The organism is Methanosarcina subterranea, from assembly GCF_055385895.1.
The window spans coordinates 3,382,423-3,402,054 of record NZ_AP042426.1 but is presented as its reverse complement, the minus strand read 5'-3'; the positions used below and the strand labels follow the sequence as shown (position 1 = coordinate 3,402,054).

Genomic DNA, 19,632 nt, shown 5'->3' with positions numbered 1-19,632 from the left:
CCAGATTTTTTAGAGGCTCTAAAGAGCCTTAATCATTAGGATACAGACAAACATAATGTTTAGTTATCTCACCATTTTTCTTTTCCTCGTACTGGAGGGTATAAAGCCATCCTTTCCAGACGATTTCGTCTCCAAAAATGAGATCTGGTTTCCAGTCCTTTGGTACTATCCCGGTTGCTACAAAGGAATCAATATTATGAAGTATTTTTGTTACTCCACCATCTTTCATCGTCTTAGTTGGTGCACTTCTACACGCTGGATCGATTTCACTAATATCTGTTTCACCCATTGTCAGTCCCACTCCTTTATTTTAGGGTTATTTACAGCCCTATAAAAGCTTTACATTCTATCCATATATAAGCCTCTTAGAGCCGTCAAACAAGCTTAAAAAGTAGAAAAGTGAAACTTCACGAGGATGTTTCTGGATGTACCTTAAATTGATTTTACTGAGCCTATTTTAAGAGCTACTTCGTTATTCAGACCTCTGCAATTACCTCTCCTTCCATCCAGGGGTGGAGTGTACAGATATACTGGTAAGTCCCTACCTCTTCAAAAGTATATGTAAATGTCTCCCCTTTTTGAAGGTATTCGGATTCGATACCCGAACCCACAACGTCATGAAGAACAGTATCATTATTAGTCCACTTGACCGTCTGTCCTACCTTAACGGTGAGATTCTGGGGTATATATTTGTAGTCCCGGATCTCAATATCAATAATCTCAGATTCCGCTCCTGTAACGGTCTCTTCGGTTCCTGCAGCTTCTCCGTTATCTACTTCCTCAGCAGGTGTGGAAGGCGAAGGCTCATCCGAATTCCCATTTTCAGCACAACCAGCAGCAAAAAGCACACCCAAAATTATCAGAAAAATTATTATTTCCTTTTTCACGTTATTTTCTCCTCTAAACTTCAGTTTTTACACTTGTATTTCATTTTTACCCTTTATTTAACTCTCTATCTGATTTTTATTTCTTTTAAACCCACATGGAAACCAAGATCTCATTGTTTACAAATCAGCCCTCTCAAACACAAAAGATAACCTTTGGATCACAGGTCATAGCTTCAAAACCAGATCGAAACTTCAATAACTCTTTTTAGTTAAAGCAGAAGCAATGCTAGATCCATAAATTAGTCCTCTTGAGCATAGCGAAAAGGACGCGTACTCCCTAGGCGCAATTCGGGCGAGGCGCAATTCGTGAGGTAAAAGCTGTGATTTTTATAAATAGTCTGCTTGAGCGAGCGAAGCGAGTGAAACGGACCTCGTGCTCCCGACGCGAAACTCGGGAAGCGAAACTCGGGTGCTGCAACAAATACATTAATAATGAGTTATGACTATTCACCTACGTTTCAGCTTCATTCTTATATTTACGTTTAATTTATCCCCTAATTAAGGTGAATTTATGTCTTTAGCAAATCTCAGAACACATTATACAACCGATGTCAAGCCCGAAAAAGTTGATAACGGTCAGAAAATAACCCTCGCAGGCTGGGTCCACGAGGTCAGAGACCTCGGAGGAATCTGTTTCGTTGTTCTAAGGGACAGGGAAGGAAAGGCTCAGGTCACACTTGTAAAGAAAAAGATTGACAAAGAGCTCTTTGATGCAGCAAGAAGGCTCGTTCGCGAGTCCGTAATTTCCGTAACTGGCTCCGTCAAGTTTGAAGAGAAAGCTCCGAATGGTTATGAACTGCTCCCTGAAGAAATCAATGTCCTGAACGTCGCAGCTTCCCCTCTTCCCATGGACACTACAGGAAAGGTGGAAGCCGAACTGGACACAAGACTTGACTCCCGCTTTATTGATCTGAGAAGAGCCGAGACAACTGCGGTTTTCAAAATCAGGCATGAATCTCTCCAGGCTATCAGGGAATATTTTGTAAAACACAACTTTATTGAAACAGCAACCCCAAAAGTAGTCGCTACCGCAACCGAAGGTGGGACTGCTCTTTTCCCGATCACCTATTTTGACAGGGAAGCCTTTCTCAACCAGAGTCCCCAGCTCTTTAAACAGATCCTCATGAGCGGCGGGTTTGACAGGGTTTTTGAAATTGGCCCTATTTTCAGGGCAGAAGAGCACGATACCCGCAGGCACTTAAACGAAGCCACTTCTATTGATGTCGAAGTCAGCTTTGCCGACCACTTTGATGTAATGGAGATCCTGGAAAACCTGGTCGCTTACGTCTACGCCCGTGTAATTGAGAACTGCAAAGGCTCCCTTGAAGCACTCGGGGTTGAGTTGAAGGTCCCGAAGACTCCTTTCCTGAAGCTTACCTATGATGAGGTAATAGAGATCATAAACAGCCGCTCGGAAGAGAAAATGCACTGGGGAGATGACCTGGGCACTCTTGGAGAACACACAGTCGGAGATTATGTCTACGAAACTACAGGTGAGTCCCACTATTTTGTTATCGACTGGCCTACGGAAATCAAACCTTTCTATGCCATGCCTTATGAGGACAGGCCTGAATTCAGCAAGTCCTTTGATATGATGCACCGTACAATGGAGCTCTCTTCCGGAGCCCAGCGTATTCACATTCCTGACCTGCTTAAGAGCCGGATCGAGTCCCAGGGCTTAAACCCTGACGGCTTTGAGTTCTACCTTAAAGCCTTCGAATACGGAATGCCCCCGCATGCCGGATGGGGACTGGGTTGTGAGCGTTTTGTCATGACCATGCTCGGGACTGACAATATCAGGGATACCGTACTCTTCCCGAGGGACAGGAGAAGACTTTCTCCCTGAAACCCTCTTATTTTTTCTTTTAAACTTGAAAGGACTTCCTGTTTTTGAGAAATATTTATTAACTTTTTTAAAGCTGAAAGGCGGAACATAAAATGACGGAAAGAAATACTTCTACTGATTCTCCAGAAAAACGGGCAGCAGGAATTGCTGCAGCAGGGCTTGTCAGCTCCGGGATGGTTGTCGGGCTCGGCACAGGTTCAACAGTTGCATACACCATAAAGGAACTTGGACGCCGGGTTCGGGAAGAAGGGCTCGATATCCTGGGGGTTGTTACCTCTTACCAATCCGAGATGCTCGCTATAGATGCCGGAATCAGGCTGACAACCCTTTCCCAGCACCCCGAACTGGACCTTGCAATTGACGGAGCTGACCAGATAGACTCCGAACTCCGTGCCATTAAAGGAGGAGGAGCGGCTCATACGAGGGAAAAGATAGTTTCTGTTTCAGCAAAACGGTTTGTGGTTGTGGCTGACGAGTCGAAAACAGGCACACAGCTTGATAAAATCGTGCCCGTGGAAGTCCTGCCCTTTGCAAAAGAACTTGTCGTAAAGAAAATCCGGGAACTGGGTGGAAAGACAAGTCTCAGGTCTGCTGTAAAAAAAGACGGGCCTGTAATCACGGATAACGGGAACTTTATCCTTGATGCAGAATTTGGTGTCATAAAAGACCCTGAAGCTCTTGCTCTTCAATTGTCTGCAATCCCGGGAGTGGTTGAGCACGGGGTTTTTTGTAATGTTGATGAGCTTTATATCGGAGAAAAAGACGGGTCTGTGAAGGTTATAACCAGGCAAAAGTAAACAGGATAGAAAACGAATTAAACAGGATCACAAACGAATTAAACAGGATCACAAACGAATTAAACAGGATCACAAACAAATTCACCGAAAAAGAGCACAAAAGCCGGATATTTCACATAAAAGAATGAAACTATTAAGATATTCTTTTAAGTGATAAAAGTTAACGGCAGAAGCGCTTCCTGTAAACATTTTTCCTTCAGATCCCTGTAGCAAGCAGAAAAGGGTTCTCCCTTTTCGTCTTTACAGGATAACAGGAGCTGCAGGATAACAGGATGCGGAAACAGCGTTCTTTTTGTAAATCCGCAGGTCTTACCGGTATATTTTTATAGAAGTATTATCAGTAATTTCTTGATCAATTACTATCTGCAAGTCAGACAAATTGCGTAAAATATAGTTCTCAGGTTCGAGACCTTAGAAAAAGCAATCGTAAGCCGGAAAACAACTTCAAATTATCAACTATTTATTCTTCAATTCATACTATGTATTTTCAGGAGGTTTTGTTCAGATGGATAAAGGTGGCCAGCCAATCTACATAATAGATCCGAGAAAAGAACAAACAAAGGGAAAAGATGTACTGAGCATGAATATTGCAGCTGCAAAAGCAGTGGCAAATATAGTTAAGAGTACGCTCGGACCCCGGGGAATGGACAAGATGCTTGTTAACCCTCTGGGGGATATCACCATCACAAATGACGGTGCTACTATCTTACACGATATGTCCATTGAGCATCCGACAGCCAAAATGATTGTGGAGGTTGCCCAGTCTCTGGAAAGCTCTGCAGGTGACGGAACTACAAGCGCTGTTGTGTTCACAGGCGCTCTGCTGGAAAAAGCAGAAGGCCTTATTGAAAGAGGAGTCCACCCGTCAGTTGTTGTCAAAGGATACAGGCTTGCAGCAGATAAAGCTATTGAGGCTTTTGAGAACCTGGCAGTTACTGTAGGTGAGGACGACAGAGAACTGCTTATAAAAACTGCCCGGACCTCTATCACTGGCAAGGCTTCTGAAAAATACAATCGTTTGATTGCAGAACTTTGCGTGAATGCGGTTCTTTCCATTCAAGAGGAAGGAAAAGCTGACCTTAAAAACGTTATCCTTACAAAAGATATCGGTGGGCTTGTTGAGAAGACGGAATTTGTGGAAGGAGTCGTACTCGATAAGGTTGCACTCGATAAAAATTTCCCTCTCAAAATTGTAAATCCCAATATCGCACTCATTGATGCTCCTATGGAGACCGGAAAGACTGCAAACAAGTCAAAGCTCCAGATCAGCAATGTAAGTGATATCGAGAATTTCGTAAAGCAGGAGGATGCATCCCTCTTTGAGATGGCAGATTATATTATCAGGGCAGGCGCAAACGCTGTCTTCTGCTCCAAAGGCATGGACGACAAGATTGCAGCCTACCTCCAGAGCAGGGGAATCTACGCAACCCGCAGGGTGAAGAATGATGATATGCAGCACCTTGCTGACGCTACAGGGGGCAGACCTGTAAGAAATATCAAGGAACTTACTGAAAAAGAACTCGGGCACGCAGGGCTCCTTGAGCAGGACAGGGACGACGATCAGGGTAAAACCTACCTCAGGGACTGCAAGGGTGCAAAATCAGTATCAATTGTTCTCCGCGGCGGAACCGAGCATGTTGTAGACAACCTGGAACGTGCAATTGATGACGCCCTCAGAGTTGTGAAATGTGTGGTTGAAGATGGAAAGGTTGTTGCCGGAGGCGGGGCTTCGGAAATGGAAGTTGCACTCTCACTCCGTTCTTATGCTTCCGGTATAGGCGGGCGTGAACAGATGGCAATCACAGCTTTTGCTGAAGCTCTTGAGGAAATTCCCAGGACAATTGCAAGAAACGCAGGTCTGGATACCATCAATACCATCCTGAACCTCCGTGCAAAGCATACAGAAAACAAGAATGCCGGTTTAAACATCCATACAGGTGCTGCTGAAGATATGCTTGAAAAAGGCGTTGTTGACCCTCTCAGGGTAAAGGTCAACTCCATCAAAGCAGGTTCCGAAGCTGCAGCAATGGTGCTCCGTGTGGACAGCATGCTTCGTGCTCAGAGTTCTTCAATGCAGGACGTCAGACCCGAGCATATGGCAAGTACCTACGACGGTATGTCAGCACCTGCACTTAACATGCGCAGATAAAACCCGAATCTTTTCAGTTTGACAATTGAAGAGGAAGTAATTTATTTATTACAGAAAAGGCTGCAGATGTTTTTCTGCAGCTCCCTTTTTTGGAAGAAGTGCTATATTTCAGGCTTTTCTTTTTCTCTTTTTATATCTTTAGACCATCTGTTTTATTTTTTATCTCTCATACTCATTTTTTCCGTTTCATAATTATTCTTTATCTTTCACATTTATTTTTTTATTTTTTATTTTATTATTCCACTAATTTTTACTATTAAACTATTATTAAACTGACTCAATTATATATGTAAGTTATTTTTATATTCGAATGAATATTCTTGAGAGATTTAGGTCCAGCCTTTGGCTAAATAGAAACTAATTTACGTGATACTTTTCAGGCTGCATGTGTCTGGTCTGAGGGAAATGGTGGGTAAATCAATTGGATTGATCAACCGAGCTTCAGTGGACTGAATCCTGACTAAGTAAACCTACAACTTGTCCGAATAAATTGTTTCTGAACGGACTTAATGAAAAAAAAGTTTGAACTGTGGTTAATAAACTTAATTTTTCATTTAACAGGTCCTGAGATCTTAAGCTTCTTAAAATTATAGATAATTCCCGATGAAGATAATTCCCTGATGAGGTAGTGGAAAGTGTACTGCAATAACTGCGGATTAATAGTAGATCAGGAAGATTTTTTTTGTTCAGGTTGCGGAAAGAGAATTAAAAACAAACCCGATATAGAAAGTTCCGAGCATGAGGTAAAGGAGTTTGAGTCCGAAACTTCTACTTCCCGGGAAATTCATTTTACAAAATCAGTATTTTTCTCTTTTAATAACCGCAAAATACCCACCTACAGATGCATTTTTAAAAGTATCTGGATTGTGGTTTTAATTTGTGTTTTAGGAACCTTATTGACTGCGTACTCAACTTTTGCCCTTGGCTCTAATGAGTCTCCTGCTGTAAACAGCCCGATACCTCAGGGTCGGATACAGACTGATAAGAATATCCGGTTGTGCGAGCAAATAGCGACAGAATACTCCAGTAGCCATACATATTCAAAAGATGATGTCTATGACTGCGATAACATGGCCCAGGATATCTGGAATATGTTAAAGGCAAAAGGAATTAACGCAAGAATCTCAGTAGGAAATTTTGAATCCGCAGGCGGTAACAGGATCGCAAATGCGAAAACTGTCCATAAAAGCCCTGACTCCGGGAATCTTGGTGAGATTGAAGTCCCTAGCCGTACTTACAGTAATATGAATGTGTCGAACTCGAGCACTATTGACGGCTTCAATCATGCATGGGTCCTGGCTGAAGTTTCTCCGGGTTCATGGCTAGCTATAGAATGTACTGCTGGTTACATTGTATATAGCGATGAAAATGAAAAGTACTACCAGGGACTGACCTTCAGTAATCCGAAAAACTACAGGAGTTTCATTTCTCTATACCGGGACTGGAAAATAAAGGCCCTTGATTATGAGAAAGAGAGGTTGTACTATAACGAACTGATAGCGCTATATAACAATGCAAGTTACTCCGAACAGATCGTTATGAAAAGCGGGATTGAAATCGCTCAACGCACACTTCAAGAAAAAGAGAAGGCATTCCTTAAAACAGACTCGGAACTGAACGCTTTACTGCGGTACGGATAAAAACCTGGTTTTCCAGAAGTACAATTTCACTATATGCCGCATTTAATATTTTGTTGCATTTAATATTTTCTTCTCGGCATCTTTCAATATTTTCCTTTTGAAAATCTTTCAGTGCTACCTTCTGAGGAGTAAAGTGCCCTTTCCTGCTATACATCTCAGAAGACAATCTCTCAAATTATCAGAAGGCAATCTCTCAAATTATCAGAAGACAATCTCTCAAATTATCAGAAGACAATCTCTCAAATTATCAGAAGACAATCTCTCAGATTTCCCCGTAAAAATGCCGGTAATCCTCTATAGCTTTTCTTGCCTGTTCAGGAAATTCTTTTTTCAGGTATTCAACGAATTCATCCCTTGATCCGGTTTCTTTAAGGACTTCAAGCATGCTGGCAGCAAACTCTCTTGACCCGGGATTTCCTTTCTGGATCTCAAAAGAAAGGCAAAGGGCTTCTTTTGGAAAATACTTCCTCCGGATCCAGGGAGAAACCGAACCCAGTAATACTCCTGCTTTCAGGATGCTGTAGGCAGGCACTCCGATCCTTTCCAGCCTGTCCCTCCCTGCAAGTTTTTCAAGATTTTCTCTGGAATAAGAATGGAGCTCAATATAAACTTCAGGGTTCAGGCTTTCAATGGCTTCGAGTATACTTATTCCCATTACCGGATAGTAAGCAGGATCAAGAGTTGAAGTATATTCTCCTTTCCTGACGAGAGGGATCAATGCAAGGGTGCCTTTTTCAGGAGGCTCGATTTTCATCAGGATTTCCGTTGTGTCTCTCCACTCATCTCCGTGCAACCCTGCAACAAAGAGGCGAACAGGTTTTCCATGCCCATAGACCCTCAGTCCGGTTTCTTTAACGCAGGTATCCCTGGTGCAGGTATCCCTGGTGCATGTATCCTTAGTGCATGTATCCTTAGTGCACATATCCTTAGCGCATGTATTCTTACTGCATATATCCTTACAACTGTACTTATCCGAAGAGGAACCAGATTTTTCCTCAGCTTTCATCCGTTTGAATTCCTTTTGATTCTCTTTCTTCAGGCAGAGGTTTTTTTGCAACTACGTAAATCTCCTGCTTTTCGGAACTGATGACCTGCAGGATCTCAAGCCCCAGGTTCTCAATCCTGCTCAGAATCGGCTTCGGGTTTTTCTTTTTTGGAGTTTTTATTACCTGGAGCAGCCTTCCCCCTTCTTTCAGGAGAGGAAGCATTCTGGCAAGGGCTTTAATCGAGTCTTCCGGCTCAAGGGTCATGTCTGAGAGAATAACGTCCACGGGCTTCTCAGAGAGATCTTTAAGAGGTATGGTAAATACATCCCCGAATATTACCTCAACATTTTCCCGCTCATATGCGATTTTACCAAGCTCGCTCCTGAAATCCCGGCTGAATTCTATGCCTTTTACATTGCCTGCAATCTCAGACGCAAAAAGGAGAAAACCGCCTGCACTCGATCCCAGGTCAAGAACTGTGTCCCCCTGTTTAAGAATCCCGCTTTCCTCCTGAACAAGCCTGAGTTTGAAGTAGCCCTGTGGCTGGTCCAGGCCCTCGACAACTTCTATTATATCATCAATTGAGACGTCTCTGGAGACTTTTGTTACTACAGTGCCGTTGACTTTAACATTTCCATCACCAATGGCAGTCTTGGCTCGTCCCCTGGACTTAAAATGTCCCATCTCTACAAGGTATGAATCCAGTCTCATGGGGGATTGTATCGGCAGAGCCTGTATATATAAGTAGCAAGTGACGTCCGAGAAATTCTGAGTACCCTGAGCATTTAATCGGATGAAAGTTAATAACAGGATGAAAACTAATAACAGGATAAAAACTAATAACAAGATGAAAACTAATGACTGGATAAAAGCTAATAATGGGATAAAATTTAACCGATAGCAGTTGAATTAAATAAAGCTTCCATTTTCCAGGCCTGCCAAAAATATCATTAGAACAAACATTCATTTGATATTGGTAGTGTGTCGATTTTTCTGTAAAACCACAAATTTCAAAAAGTTATTGGGAGGGAATCCCGCTTCAAGAGAACCAGAGTTCGTACAATATGCAAAAATTCTACTTTTTCATGTTGCCTTATGCGGCTTTATACTACAAAATGTAAACTCCGGTATAATAGATATTATGTATCGTTGCTACTATTTCTAAATTAATTACAGCTTTATTATTTATCGAGAATAAATAGGTATATATTTAAATAACAATCTCAGTTTATTTAATGACTCAGGTGTCTATCTGAAGAGATGGTGTACAGAAAATGTTTCAAAAATTCACAAAATTATTTCCCCTATGGGCGGTACTCCTATCTGCAGTGGCATACGTATATCCGGAATATTTTGCCCCACACAGTAATCTCATTGTACCATTTTTAAGCCTGATCATGCTCGGAATGGGAGTTACACTTTCAGTGGACAGTTTCCTTGCAGTCCTGAAAAGGCCTTTTGTGGTCTTTCTGGGCACTCTGATGCAGTACACCCTTATGCCTCTGGCTGCGTGGATAGTTTGCCTGGCTTTAAATCTTCCTGCAGACCTTACGGCGGGTGTAATCCTGCTTGGCTGCTGCCCTGGTGGCACGGCTTCGAATGTGATCTGCTACCTTGCAAAAGGGGATGTTGCACTCTCTATAGTACTCACATCTGTTTCCACGATGATTGCCTTTATCGTAACTCCGTTCCTTACCTGGCTGTTTATAGGGCAAACAGTGGACGTTGACGTTACAGGTATGCTTGTAAGTGTTGTAAATATCGTAATTGTGCCTGTAGTTCTCGGGCTTTTAATAAACTACTTCTTTGAAAAAAGAATAAAAACAGTCAGGGACATCTTTCCGGCAATTTCAGCCGCTGCTATAGTGATAATAGTTGCCATAATCATAGGGACGAACAGCGAAAACCTTGAACAAAGCGGCCCCCTGGTCCTGCTTGCAGTAATCCTGCACAACGGGTTTGGGCTTGCAGGCGGCTATGGAGTCGCAAAAGCATTCAGGCTTAGCGAAAAAGAAGCAAGGACCCTGGCAATCGAGGTCGGAATGCAGAACTCAGGCCTCAGTGTTGCTCTTGCGATAAAACATTTCACTGCTGCGGCAGCGCTTCCGGGTGCAATCTTCAGCATCTGGCACAACCTGTCCGGAGCTTTCCTTGCAGGGCACTGGTCAAAAAAAACAGTGCCTGATAACGATAAAAGTGAGAGACCCATAAAAAATGGGCACATGCATTAAGAAATTGGGGTAAAACCTCAACGGGTTTTGCAAAAAGTAAGAACGAACAAGGGTTGGATATCAAGGAAAAGATTCCAGGATCTGACATAGTTTTCCTGAAATCTTTTCCCACCTCACTTTTCCTATTCCATTTCTCCTACTTACTTTTCTTATTTCATTTCCCCTACTTACTTCTTTTATTTCATTTCTCCTATTTCGCTTCTCCGACTTTGCTTCTCCGACTTCACTTCTCCGACCTCACTTCTCCGACTTCACATTTCCTTTTTATTTCTTGCAGATTACATTCTCATTCACTGGTCATCGGTTAAAGATTTATTTTCTTCTCCTCGCGCTCTTTTTTTGGATCCAACCCTTTTATTTCTTATTCAAACTATTCATCTCTAAATCTTTCTTCATTATTCACTCATTGGGTAAAGATAATGATAGAGATCTTCTCCTTAAAAAGGTGGCAAACAAGCCACAAGCGGCGGCGGTACTTTTAAAGGTCTCTGGTCCAGACTCATAGCATCAGCTATGGTAGATGTGCACTCCTGAATGCTGTATCTCCGGATGTGATGGATCAGGCAATAACTCCCAGGATAGCGAGAATTCCTCCTGCAGGTCCCAGCGAACCCAATGATACATTCTTTACCACCAGGGCAGCACCTCCCAGTGATTGTTTTATTCAGACCGCCTACTCCTTCCGGACAGAAAGACATTGCAGCAGCCCGGATAAGGGCGATAGTTTCCTTTGCTATCATGGCTCCGTAGAAAATACGCCTTCCATATTTTTCATTAATAAGACATCGGGCCATTATCGGAGACTGGGTCGAGTGGAACCCGCTAACAGCTCCACAGGTGATGGTTATAAAGCATAGGCCACAAAAATGAAGGCTTTCAGGATGAATACTCCTGAAGGTTATTTCAGGTATCTCGTATCCTTTGATGAGAAGCATGGAGCCGATGCTTACTGCCATTATCAACAGGGCAGCTCCGAATAAGGGGTAGATACTTCTTGTGATCTATCTCTGAAATGCTCTTTCCCTCATGGCGGATACTTAACATATCTTAAAAATAATCCTGCACTCCGCCTGCAAAAATACTGCCCAGGACGATCCACTGGAAAGCAGCGGGACCGTATAAAGCTCCCGAAATAGCGTCATATATAGGGCCCAAGCCAGCAATATTGGGAAACTTGATGAGGAATATACTGGGCTAACTCAGGGGGACAAAACCAACCCCATCTTCCCGGGTGTATGCAGGTGTTCTCCGTGAGGAATCAGCTCCAAATACACTTCAACAACCACACTATAAGAAAAATAACCTGGCACAAGAACGGCTAGAGAAAGCAGGAAACTGATTATGTAAATTTATAATTAGGCTTTTTATTATTTGCCGTTTTCCCTTTACAATTAGAGGCTCTGAGTGAGTTGCAGGATACTATACCCAGAGGGATTTGCTTCTGAAATGCTGCAATTTCATTGAAGAGATTGGATTTTTAAATTGATTCAAAGGAATTCATGGGTTCGAATCTAATCTCCCGTACTAAGGAATAGGGTAATAAGGAGCTCGAATTTTTTGTACGCTTTCACTTAAACAATTCAATATTTGATTTTATGAAGTTGTTTGAAAAATTTATCTAAATGATTAATCTAAATAAACTCAACTATTTACAAATTTATATTTACACGTACGTATAATTGTACAAAAAAAAGCATTTTGAGGAATGATACATTAGCAAAAAGATTATATAAAAAATATTTACGACTTTCTATATTTTAGATAGAAGTTACCATGTCTTAAATATTTTGATTTAAGAGTCATTCAAAAGATAGGAGGAGAGAACGACAATGAACATTTCTATCAGATTAGAAGAAGAAAAGGATTTCCAAAGTGTAGAATACATGACAAGAGAAGCATTCTGGGATTTATACAAACCAGGATGTGATGAACATCTTGTAGTGCATAAAATAAGAAAAGTACCTGCATTTGTAAAAGAATTGGATTTTATTGCATGTGATAAGGATACAATCGTCGGCAATATTATCTATTCAAGAGCTAAGGTCCTGAATAAGGAAAATAAAGAATTCGAAGTTTTATGTATGGGTCCATTTGCAGTATTGCCATCATATCAAAAACAGGGGATTGGTTCTTTATTAATGAATCATTCTATCGAAAAAGCAAGGCAGTTGGGATATAAGGGTATTATCATTTTCGGAAATCCCGACTATTATCATCGTTTTGGTTTCGTCAATGCTAAAGAATATAATATCCAGACATCCTGGGGTGATGATTTTGATGCATTTATGGCATTGGAACTCTACGATGGTAGCCTGAGGGGCATTTCAGGAAAATTTAATGAGGACGAGGTTTTTAAAATAGAAAATGAGGAACTGGAGGATTTTGAAAAGCAATTTCCTTACAAAGAGAAGCATGTTACGGACACTCAATTAAAGCTATAAATAAAAGAGGACTTTGCCTTACATGTCGCAGTTTGATTGAAGGATAAGGAATTCAGAATCTCACCCTCGCACTTAAATTTTGTGTCGTCTATCTTATAATTTTTTAGTGCGTCTTCTTCTTAGGGGTCACGGTACCCAGGCTGGTTCCTGGCATAGCTATGCTGTCCCAAAGCCAGTCTGCTTCTAACCTGTCTTCTTCGGTTAAGGGGGGCGCTTGACTGAAGATTACACCCTTGCTGGTCGCTATAAACCGCCGCTTGTGGTCGTCTGTGTGCAGGTCTATGCCTTCCCCGTCCGGCTCTTCCATTGTGGGCCACATCTTATCCATTGCAGCCTGATATCCTTCGTAAGTCATGCCTCCGGGTCTACCCATTCGGGGTCGAACCTTTGGAAGAACAATGAATGCTGAGTAAATCACATCATCAAAATAGGCAAAAGTATAAAGGGAGAGTTCACCGTTATAAGCAATTATTAACTTTTAAGCAGTAAATTAATCTTAACTTTTCTAAAGTTGTGCTTATAGCTCTTAATTGTTTTTAATATATCTTAAGTATACAAATATGAACAAGCTACTTAATTGCTTTTTCAGACAAATCACGGAAAGTATAACTATGAATAATTTTAAAAAACTAGGTCTCAGTAATGCTGTTTTGAAATCAATAAATGATCATGGCTTTGAAAGCCCTACAGCAGTACAGGAAAAATCAATTCCCCTAATACTTGCTGGGGAAGATGTTATAGCCGGAGCCGCAACAGGTTCCGGAAAAACACTCGCATTTGCTTCCGGCATATTACAAAATTCCGAAAAAGGAAAAGGAATTCAGGCTTTGATCCTGACCCCTACAAGAGAACTGGCGGAGCAGGTGGCAAATTCTTTCAGGAAATTCTCAAAATACGACCCGTTAAATATCGCAACTATCTATGGCGGTGTAGGGATCAATCCACAAATTAAAGAATTAAAAAATGCCGAGGTTGTTGTGGGAACACCCGGTAGGCTACTCGATCATATCAGCAGAAATACCATCAAATTCAGTAATGTGAAAACCCTTGTCCTTGATGAGGCAGACCAGATGTTTGATATGGGATTCAAAGTGGATGTAGAGAAAATTATCAAGGAATGTCCTCAAAACAGGCAGACCCTTTTGTTCTCTGCGACCATTACAAAAGATATTGTCCGGCTTTCCCGCAAGTACATGGAAAACCCGGTTCGAGTATCAGCAGAGTCTTATATCGACCCGCAAAAATTGAATCAGGTCGTTTATAAAGTACAGGATGAAATGAAATTATCTCTGCTCGTGTACCTTCTACAAAATGAGAAGTCAAACCTCGGGATGGTTTTCTGCAACACAAAAAGAAACACTGACAAAGTCGCAAAAAACCTTAGAAAATCAAGTATCAATGCCGTGGCAATTCATGGCGGATTGACACAGAACGAACGAACTCGCATAATGGAAAAATTCCATTCCGGGAACATAGGTGTCCTTGTATGCACAGATGTAGCCGGAAGAGGACTTGATATACAGGGTGTTTCCCATGTTTACAATTATGATATTCCCAGGGAGAGTAAACAGTATATTCACAGGATCGGAAGAACTGCACGAGCAGGAACAGAAGGAAAAGCGATAAATATCCTTTCCAAAAATGACCATGCTAATTTCATGAGTGTGCTAAAAGACAATGATGTAGATATTAAGGAACAGGCACTACCTGCTCTGAAGAAGATTGTAATTGAAAGACCGGAAATTAGGTTGCCAAAGCCGGTAAATAGGATGAACAACCCCTCCAGAAAAGGTCATAAACCCAGGCACAAAAACTATTAAACACCATTCATCTGTGCATTGCATTATAAGTGGCCATTGATCGATTGGCATCGGCAGGAGCAATGGACTGCTCTTGCAAAAACCCAGGCACGAGAATAAGAACGACGGCCAGTTCGTGCCACTACGATGTCAAAATGCACCCTTCTGATGCCTTCGGACCAATGGGCAGAGGTCGTTGACTGCGGGGTGGGAATTTATGCTAAAATCAAATTACGTACGGCCACCCCAACCTGAATAGGCTGCCCGATAATTACCTCCAGTAATAACTGAACTCTTTCTTCTCCAATTTAAAAGCCCTAAATGCCTTTTTTACTATCTTTTTATCCTGAAATTGAATTGTCGGACAGCCTGTAAAGGACGGGGTATTCGTGACCTTCTGCGCTCCCGGTGTAATAAAAAAATCGATTTAATTCATTACGGGGCATTTCGTACTCTCAGGAAGTAACTGAAAAAATGATTGATTAATACTTTCAGTCCGAGATATAACTATATTAATAAAAAATTCAGATATTACCCTAATTTATTTATTAAATCTATTTTAAAGTGTTATCGATTTTGACCTGACTTCCTCTAAAACAGGGGAGTTTCCAATATAGTTAAGACCGTGAACCTAAAAACAGGGGTTGTTGAATGGTCTCGAAAGGTAGTGGGAACATTTTTTGGGTTAGAGATATTTTTGGACTTCAAAAACTATATCATGAAGCCAGAAAGCCGGACTTTGGCTTTAAGGCTCTAAATTATCTTTATCTAATTTAGCGCAACTCAGTGATACTACAAATTTCATCTAAATTTACATACATTTCCCTTATATCGGCCAAAAGTTCATCAAGTTGGTTTACAAGACTAGAAGGATATTTCCTGCTCCATACGGCAACATCAACAATATTAGATCGACCTACCATAACACGCATTCGTGACACGAACTCCAATAATTTATCAGACACAGATTTGGGTAGATCGCTTATTTCATTTGAGACAAGATTAAATTGATCTAAATGATACTCAAGTCGATGGTTCATGCATATGAATGCAATATATTCTGGATCTTCATTTGAATAAAGTTCTTTACTATTTGAGTATGATTTCCAATCATTACAAAATTCTAAGAGAACCTTTTTTACTTTACTTTTTTCGTTTAAAACAAGTTTTTCATGAGTAACAAAATCTTGATTTTTTTTATTATGGTCTTTTCTAGTATAATATGCAGAAATATAAGCGGGAATACCAAAAATAGCGGTTACTATGATACTTATGATAATTAATTTTGTAGCAAAATCCATAATTTCCTCATTGGTGGTATTATTGCCAAAATTTCCACCACACTTCAACATTATTTTCTGAATTTTCTTCTACTCGGTAATTCCAAAATAAAAAATTAAAGACCTTGGATTAAGGTCTTTACAATTTTCTAAACACTAGGCAAATTTCTATTATCCTAGCTATAATTTCTACAAGGTTTGCTATTATCCCAGTTATTAAGTCGATGTCCATTAATTCCAAGTTTTGCATAGCTATCGCTATAATCATTAGTTCAACTAGCATGTCTGCTCCTTTTTTTGCGCAGTTTAAACTAATTAAGTCCTCAAAAATCATCCAAAACTAGACTGCCACATTGATGTTTGCTCAAATGGCATAAATATATATACGGTATGTATGTACTATTGTACATACACAGTTGAATTTATTATCTAGGTTTGTCGTTGGAAACCGTACCAGGGTTTCTGGCGATTCTTTTCTTTTAAGCTATTGTTTTTAATTTGTGAATCAGTCACTCCTTTTTAGAACTTCCAAATGTTAAATTACACTTCTAGTATAATACTTTTGTTTTACCTGGACACTCAAAATTCTTTATCCAAACTCCACATGAACGTCCTTCCATTTAAGCCTTTAGATCAGCCGCATAAAAATCCTTCTTTTCCTAAACAAAGTGCTCAAAATACTGGAATACTGAAATACTGGAATACTGAAATACTGAAATACTGGAATACTGCAATGCTGCAATACTGAAATATAGCACCCAATAACGAAAACAAAAGGCTCGTATGCAGGTGTACTAACCGCATTTGCATTTTGCACTCTAAACTTGTGATAATTGATTGTAAAGATCAGTGGTATACAGAGTACTCGCCGCATTTGCAGACAAAATCCTTTTTGCATTCTAAACTTGATAGACAGTGTTGAATCTGTTTTGAATCGCTCATAAAGTTGAGTTAAGCACTAAATTGCTCGTCTTTGGCTTTCCATAAATTACCAAAACTTCCAAAAAGGCGTTTCCGCTTGTTTGATTAAGAGATATGATAAACGGGAATTAAGCTGCGATAAATGATTCATAATCTCCATTCATGCCCTCCACAACTTCTCAAAATATAAACAAAAACGAAAGAGTTAATAACACTAGTTCTTACAAACTAATTGGTAAAAATAAAGGAGACTTAAAAATTCAGGACGATTTCGGATTTTCAGATTTTATACCCACTGACCTAATTTCATATCTTTTATTCGGTTTCACTATTGCGTTTCTTGATATATTTGCTATTCCTTATTTATTGCAGAGAATTTCAAGTAGTTATGCTTCTTTCCGTGAAAAAGCTGGTTTCTCTGTTTTAATAATTGTTTTGGTTATGGTTCCTCTCTATTCTTTTTACCTTGGATATTGTGGAACCCTGCTTTATGAGATATGGCCAGTTAATTTCCTTAATTTTTTAATTGGAGGATTTATACTGACTATTTGCGCGGTACTTTTTTCTCTTTTTCAAACAGTTGGGTCAAGATAGGCAAAGGAAGTTCAAAAATATGGATATTAACCTATCAAGCACTGATTTGATGCAACAAACATTCAAACAAGAAAATGGAAACCGCAAAACAAGTGAAATCAATAAACCAAATGAAATGATAGTTTTACTCGCAAACCTTTTGCTAGAAATACGTAAAGATTTAGAACGCAATAATACGAAGTTAACCAAAAAAGATATGCTCCGGCATATGATAACAGATATAGATGATTTTGAATTCTAAAATAAAAAGGTTCACGAGCTCATCCTTTTTGTGATGGAAGAAAAAGATTCGTTTTTGAAAACATCTGCAGAAAGTTGGTTTAATCCCAACCATATTTCAAATAATCATAAAGGCAGACTAATTTTTTGTAATTAGCTGATTGATTACCATTTAGCAGATTCAAGTTTTCTTTTAAAAATGTCTCTAATATTTCAAGGTTCATTGAAGACCAATCGGTAAATGGAGTGTATATTAGGACCTTATCAGGAAGGAATTCGCTGATAATTTCTTCTAAAGTTTTACCTGTTGCGTTCTTTTCAAACTGTTTCTTTAAACCATTACCTCCCTTAAATTTATCTGGTTTAATATCTATTCTAGTTTTCAAACTGTACTTAGAAGCTTCGTAATCAGATCTTGAGCTTATTCCTTGGTCATGCAAAAATTTATACACAGGTAGGTAACAAGTTCTTGAGAGTAATGCAGGTAATGTACTTTCCAATATCGAATCCGTTTCGTATTTCGCTATATCGAAGAAAAATGAGAATAAATCCTCGTAAGACAAGAGTGAATATCCTTTTTTAGAAACAAATTGAGATATTACTCCTACTCCAACTACAAATTCGACATCTTTCATATCTTCTATTTTTTCATAGTCCACTGCACAAAGTTTTTTTTCCGGATTTTTATCTTTGATAATTTCATAGAGTTGCTGTTTGCAGTGCCTTAGAATTTTGACTGGGATTTTTCTTTTAGTTTCTGCAATAGCCTCATATATTGGTGCAAAATTATTTGTTGTAACAACTTTTATAGGAATTGAAGTATCATCGACATGAACAAAACTATTACTTATTTCTTCGACTGAATTTGTTTTGTTCCTTCTTACAAATATTAAGTTATCCTTTATTTTTTCTACATCATTAGATTTTAAACATTTAACAATTGAGGTAAGGATGTTTTGGATATTTTCATCTCTTATTGAATAACCAATGAACACTATTGGATGTTCAACAAAAATAGTAATCAATTTTGCAGCCAAGTAAGCATTTTTAGAATTAAAATCTCTATAATCGCTATCTGTAAGGATCATACTGTTTGGGTTTGAGCAACAGCCATGTATTTTGTAAATCTCACCTATTGATAAAGGATTCGAAAAAAATAACTCTCTCTGTCCAATATATACTTTATAACTTGGGAATATTTTTTCTAAATATTGATCCCAATTTGTTGTGATTATTCCATCCACATCCAACTTTGACAGTGCTTCTATTTCTTCTACATACGACTCATCAATACACTCTTGACATGATAGTTTTTTTATATATGACGCAATGGCTGTTTTAAGAGCAGAGGTATGCGTAACCGCAAAATCTTTATACTCTTCTCGATCTTCACTATATTTGTCGTTTGTCCACCAACATTCACAAAAATCATCTGACATCAGTTCTGCTACTTTTGCTAAGTTTCCATCCGCTTTTGACAGATAATACTCATAGGGTTTTATGTCTACACAAAAATTTTTCAAAATTCCGGCCCAGTCATCGAGCCCTAGGTAACGTCGTGAAAATCCAGAGCCTATAAACAAGAATGGAAAAGACGGAGTACTATTAAAATGTTCGATCAAATTCTGTTTTATGTTTATGGACAAAATTAGCCACCCCTAATGATAAATACTATTCATTGGTCATCGGTTAAGGAAAAATCGTTATCACTTGCATTGATTTTCATAAAATTTGTTAAATTATTCATCAAATGCAAAACTGGAATCTGATATCGATTTCAATTTAAACACTAAACATTTGGGTTTGAGTTTTTCCGTCGAAATCGAGATCCGCAGCTCAAAA

At 39.6% G+C, this 19,632-nt stretch carries 18 protein-coding genes; 9 read left to right on the top strand and 9 right to left on the bottom strand.

The features are described 5' to 3' along the window. Window positions 1-28 precede the first annotated feature (28 nt). Together ACZ5A8_RS14745 and ACZ5A8_RS14740 are read right to left on the bottom strand one after the other, a co-directional pair. Entirely contained in the window at window positions 29-289 is a 261-nt protein-coding gene (locus ACZ5A8_RS14745) for a hypothetical protein (protein WP_464529962.1), read from the bottom strand. 187 nt (window positions 290-476) lie between these two features. After that, window positions 477-887: a cupredoxin domain-containing protein gene (locus ACZ5A8_RS14740; RefSeq protein WP_464529961.1), complete on the bottom strand. Its 411-nt coding sequence runs from the start codon at window positions 885-887 to the stop codon at window positions 477-479. Window positions 888-1,398: 511 nt separating this feature from the next. On the opposite strand from ACZ5A8_RS14740, the gene aspS reads away from it, so the two are divergent. The 4 genes from aspS (at window position 1,399) to ACZ5A8_RS14720 (ending at window position 7,319) form a co-directional block, all read left to right on the top strand. After that, window positions 1,399-2,733 carry an aspartate--tRNA(Asn) ligase gene (gene aspS / locus ACZ5A8_RS14735; protein WP_464529959.1) on the top strand — a complete coding sequence of 445 codons (1,335 nt, stop codon included), beginning with the start codon at window positions 1,399-1,401 and terminating at the stop codon, window positions 2,731-2,733. Between the two features lie 92 nt (window positions 2,734-2,825). Next, window positions 2,826-3,530 carry a ribose 5-phosphate isomerase A gene (gene rpiA, locus ACZ5A8_RS14730; protein ID WP_464529958.1) on the top strand — a complete coding sequence of 235 codons (705 nt, stop codon included), beginning with the start codon at window positions 2,826-2,828 and terminating at the stop codon, window positions 3,528-3,530. Between the two features lie 505 nt (window positions 3,531-4,035). Next, the gene (gene thsA / locus ACZ5A8_RS14725) at window positions 4,036-5,679 is read left to right on the top strand and encodes a thermosome subunit alpha (RefSeq protein WP_464529957.1); all 1,644 of its coding nucleotides are present in this window, start codon (window positions 4,036-4,038) and stop codon (window positions 5,677-5,679) included. 635 nt (window positions 5,680-6,314) lie between these two features. Next, window positions 6,315-7,319, top strand: a complete 1,005-nt coding sequence (locus tag ACZ5A8_RS14720; RefSeq protein ID WP_464529955.1) for a hypothetical protein — start codon at window positions 6,315-6,317, stop codon at window positions 7,317-7,319. A gap of 262 nt (window positions 7,320-7,581) precedes the next feature. Here ACZ5A8_RS14720 and ACZ5A8_RS14715 read toward each other — a convergent pair whose 3' ends face one another. Together ACZ5A8_RS14715 and ACZ5A8_RS14710 are read right to left on the bottom strand one after the other, a co-directional pair. After that, window positions 7,582-8,376: a DUF2119 family protein gene (locus ACZ5A8_RS14715; RefSeq protein WP_464529954.1), complete on the bottom strand. Its 795-nt coding sequence runs from the start codon at window positions 8,374-8,376 to the stop codon at window positions 7,582-7,584. After that, window positions 8,315-9,016, bottom strand: a complete 702-nt coding sequence (locus ACZ5A8_RS14710) for a class I SAM-dependent methyltransferase (RefSeq protein ID WP_464529952.1) — start codon at window positions 9,014-9,016, stop codon at window positions 8,315-8,317. The genes ACZ5A8_RS14715 and ACZ5A8_RS14710 overlap by 62 nt, the downstream gene beginning before the upstream one ends. 563 nt (window positions 9,017-9,579) lie before the next feature. Here ACZ5A8_RS14710 and ACZ5A8_RS14705 point away from each other — a divergent pair. Next, on the top strand, window positions 9,580-10,536 hold the full coding sequence (locus ACZ5A8_RS14705) for a bile acid:sodium symporter family protein (protein WP_464529951.1): 957 nt from the start codon (window positions 9,580-9,582) through the stop codon (window positions 10,534-10,536). Between the two features lie 437 nt (window positions 10,537-10,973). On the opposite strand, the gene ACZ5A8_RS14700 is transcribed toward ACZ5A8_RS14705, so the two are convergent. Beyond that, a complete protein-coding gene (locus tag ACZ5A8_RS14700) occupies window positions 10,974-11,492 on the bottom strand; it encodes a carbon starvation CstA family protein (RefSeq protein WP_464529949.1) in 519 nt (172 codons plus the stop codon). 873 nt (window positions 11,493-12,365) lie between these two features. On the opposite strand from ACZ5A8_RS14700, the gene ACZ5A8_RS14695 reads away from it, so the two are divergent. Beyond that, entirely contained in the window at window positions 12,366-12,977 is a 612-nt protein-coding gene (locus ACZ5A8_RS14695) for a GNAT family N-acetyltransferase (RefSeq protein ID WP_464529948.1), read from the top strand. A gap of 103 nt (window positions 12,978-13,080) precedes the next feature. Here ACZ5A8_RS14695 and ACZ5A8_RS14690 read toward each other — a convergent pair whose 3' ends face one another. After that, a complete protein-coding gene (locus ACZ5A8_RS14690; RefSeq protein ID WP_464529947.1) occupies window positions 13,081-13,350 on the bottom strand; it encodes a hypothetical protein in 270 nt (89 codons plus the stop codon). A gap of 277 nt (window positions 13,351-13,627) precedes the next feature. Here ACZ5A8_RS14690 and ACZ5A8_RS14685 point away from each other — a divergent pair, with 277 nt between their 5' ends. After that, window positions 13,628-14,797, top strand: coding sequence for a DEAD/DEAH box helicase (locus ACZ5A8_RS14685; RefSeq protein ID WP_464529945.1), 1,170 nt, complete (start codon window positions 13,628-13,630; stop codon window positions 14,795-14,797). A 752-nt stretch (window positions 14,798-15,549) separates the two neighbouring features. On the opposite strand, the gene ACZ5A8_RS14680 is transcribed toward ACZ5A8_RS14685, so the two are convergent. Both ACZ5A8_RS14680 and ACZ5A8_RS14675 read right to left on the bottom strand, forming a co-directional pair. Continuing rightward, window positions 15,550-16,077 carry a hypothetical protein gene (locus tag ACZ5A8_RS14680; RefSeq protein ID WP_464529944.1) on the bottom strand — a complete coding sequence of 176 codons (528 nt, stop codon included), beginning with the start codon at window positions 16,075-16,077 and terminating at the stop codon, window positions 15,550-15,552. Between the two features lie 118 nt (window positions 16,078-16,195). Further along, entirely contained in the window at window positions 16,196-16,390 is a 195-nt protein-coding gene (locus tag ACZ5A8_RS14675) for a hypothetical protein (protein WP_464529943.1), read from the bottom strand. A gap of 749 nt (window positions 16,391-17,139) precedes the next feature. On the opposite strand from ACZ5A8_RS14675, the gene ACZ5A8_RS14670 reads away from it, so the two are divergent. Both ACZ5A8_RS14670 and ACZ5A8_RS14665 read left to right on the top strand, forming a co-directional pair. Continuing rightward, window positions 17,140-17,571 carry a hypothetical protein gene (locus ACZ5A8_RS14670; RefSeq protein ID WP_464529942.1) on the top strand — a complete coding sequence of 144 codons (432 nt, stop codon included), beginning with the start codon at window positions 17,140-17,142 and terminating at the stop codon, window positions 17,569-17,571. A gap of 19 nt (window positions 17,572-17,590) precedes the next feature. Beyond that, window positions 17,591-17,812, top strand: coding sequence for a hypothetical protein (locus tag ACZ5A8_RS14665; RefSeq protein WP_464529940.1), 222 nt, complete (start codon window positions 17,591-17,593; stop codon window positions 17,810-17,812). A 79-nt stretch (window positions 17,813-17,891) separates the two neighbouring features. On the opposite strand, the gene ACZ5A8_RS14660 is transcribed toward ACZ5A8_RS14665, so the two are convergent. Further along, window positions 17,892-19,436: an SIR2 family protein gene (locus tag ACZ5A8_RS14660; RefSeq protein WP_464529939.1), complete on the bottom strand. Its 1,545-nt coding sequence runs from the start codon at window positions 19,434-19,436 to the stop codon at window positions 17,892-17,894. Between the last annotated feature and the right edge of the window lie 196 nt (window positions 19,437-19,632).

Coding starts and splice junctions, on each gene's coding strand:
- ACZ5A8_RS14745 (WP_464529962.1), bottom strand. CDS start 289: ATGGGTGAAACAGATATTAGTGAAATCGATCCAGCGTGTAGAAGTGCA.
- aspS (WP_464529959.1), top strand. CDS start 1,399: ATGTCTTTAGCAAATCTCAGAACACATTATACAACCGATGTCAAGCCC.
- rpiA (WP_464529958.1), top strand. CDS start 2,826: ATGACGGAAAGAAATACTTCTACTGATTCTCCAGAAAAACGGGCAGCA.
- thsA (WP_464529957.1), top strand. CDS start 4,036: ATGGATAAAGGTGGCCAGCCAATCTACATAATAGATCCGAGAAAAGAA.
- ACZ5A8_RS14710 (WP_464529952.1), bottom strand. CDS start 9,016: ATGAGACTGGATTCATACCTTGTAGAGATGGGACATTTTAAGTCCAGG.
- ACZ5A8_RS14705 (WP_464529951.1), top strand. CDS start 9,580: ATGTTTCAAAAATTCACAAAATTATTTCCCCTATGGGCGGTACTCCTA.
- ACZ5A8_RS14700 (WP_464529949.1), bottom strand. CDS start 11,492: ATGGCAGTAAGCATCGGCTCCATGCTTCTCATCAAAGGATACGAGATA.
- ACZ5A8_RS14695 (WP_464529948.1), top strand. CDS start 12,366: ATGAACATTTCTATCAGATTAGAAGAAGAAAAGGATTTCCAAAGTGTA.
- ACZ5A8_RS14690 (WP_464529947.1), bottom strand. CDS start 13,350: ATGGGTAGACCCGGAGGCATGACTTACGAAGGATATCAGGCTGCAATG.
- ACZ5A8_RS14680 (WP_464529944.1), bottom strand. CDS start 16,077: ATGGATTTTGCTACAAAATTAATTATCATAAGTATCATAGTAACCGCT.
- ACZ5A8_RS14675 (WP_464529943.1), bottom strand. CDS start 16,390: ATGATTTTTGAGGACTTAATTAGTTTAAACTGCGCAAAAAAAGGAGCA.
- ACZ5A8_RS14670 (WP_464529942.1), top strand. CDS start 17,140: ATGCCCTCCACAACTTCTCAAAATATAAACAAAAACGAAAGAGTTAAT.
- ACZ5A8_RS14665 (WP_464529940.1), top strand. CDS start 17,591: ATGGATATTAACCTATCAAGCACTGATTTGATGCAACAAACATTCAAA.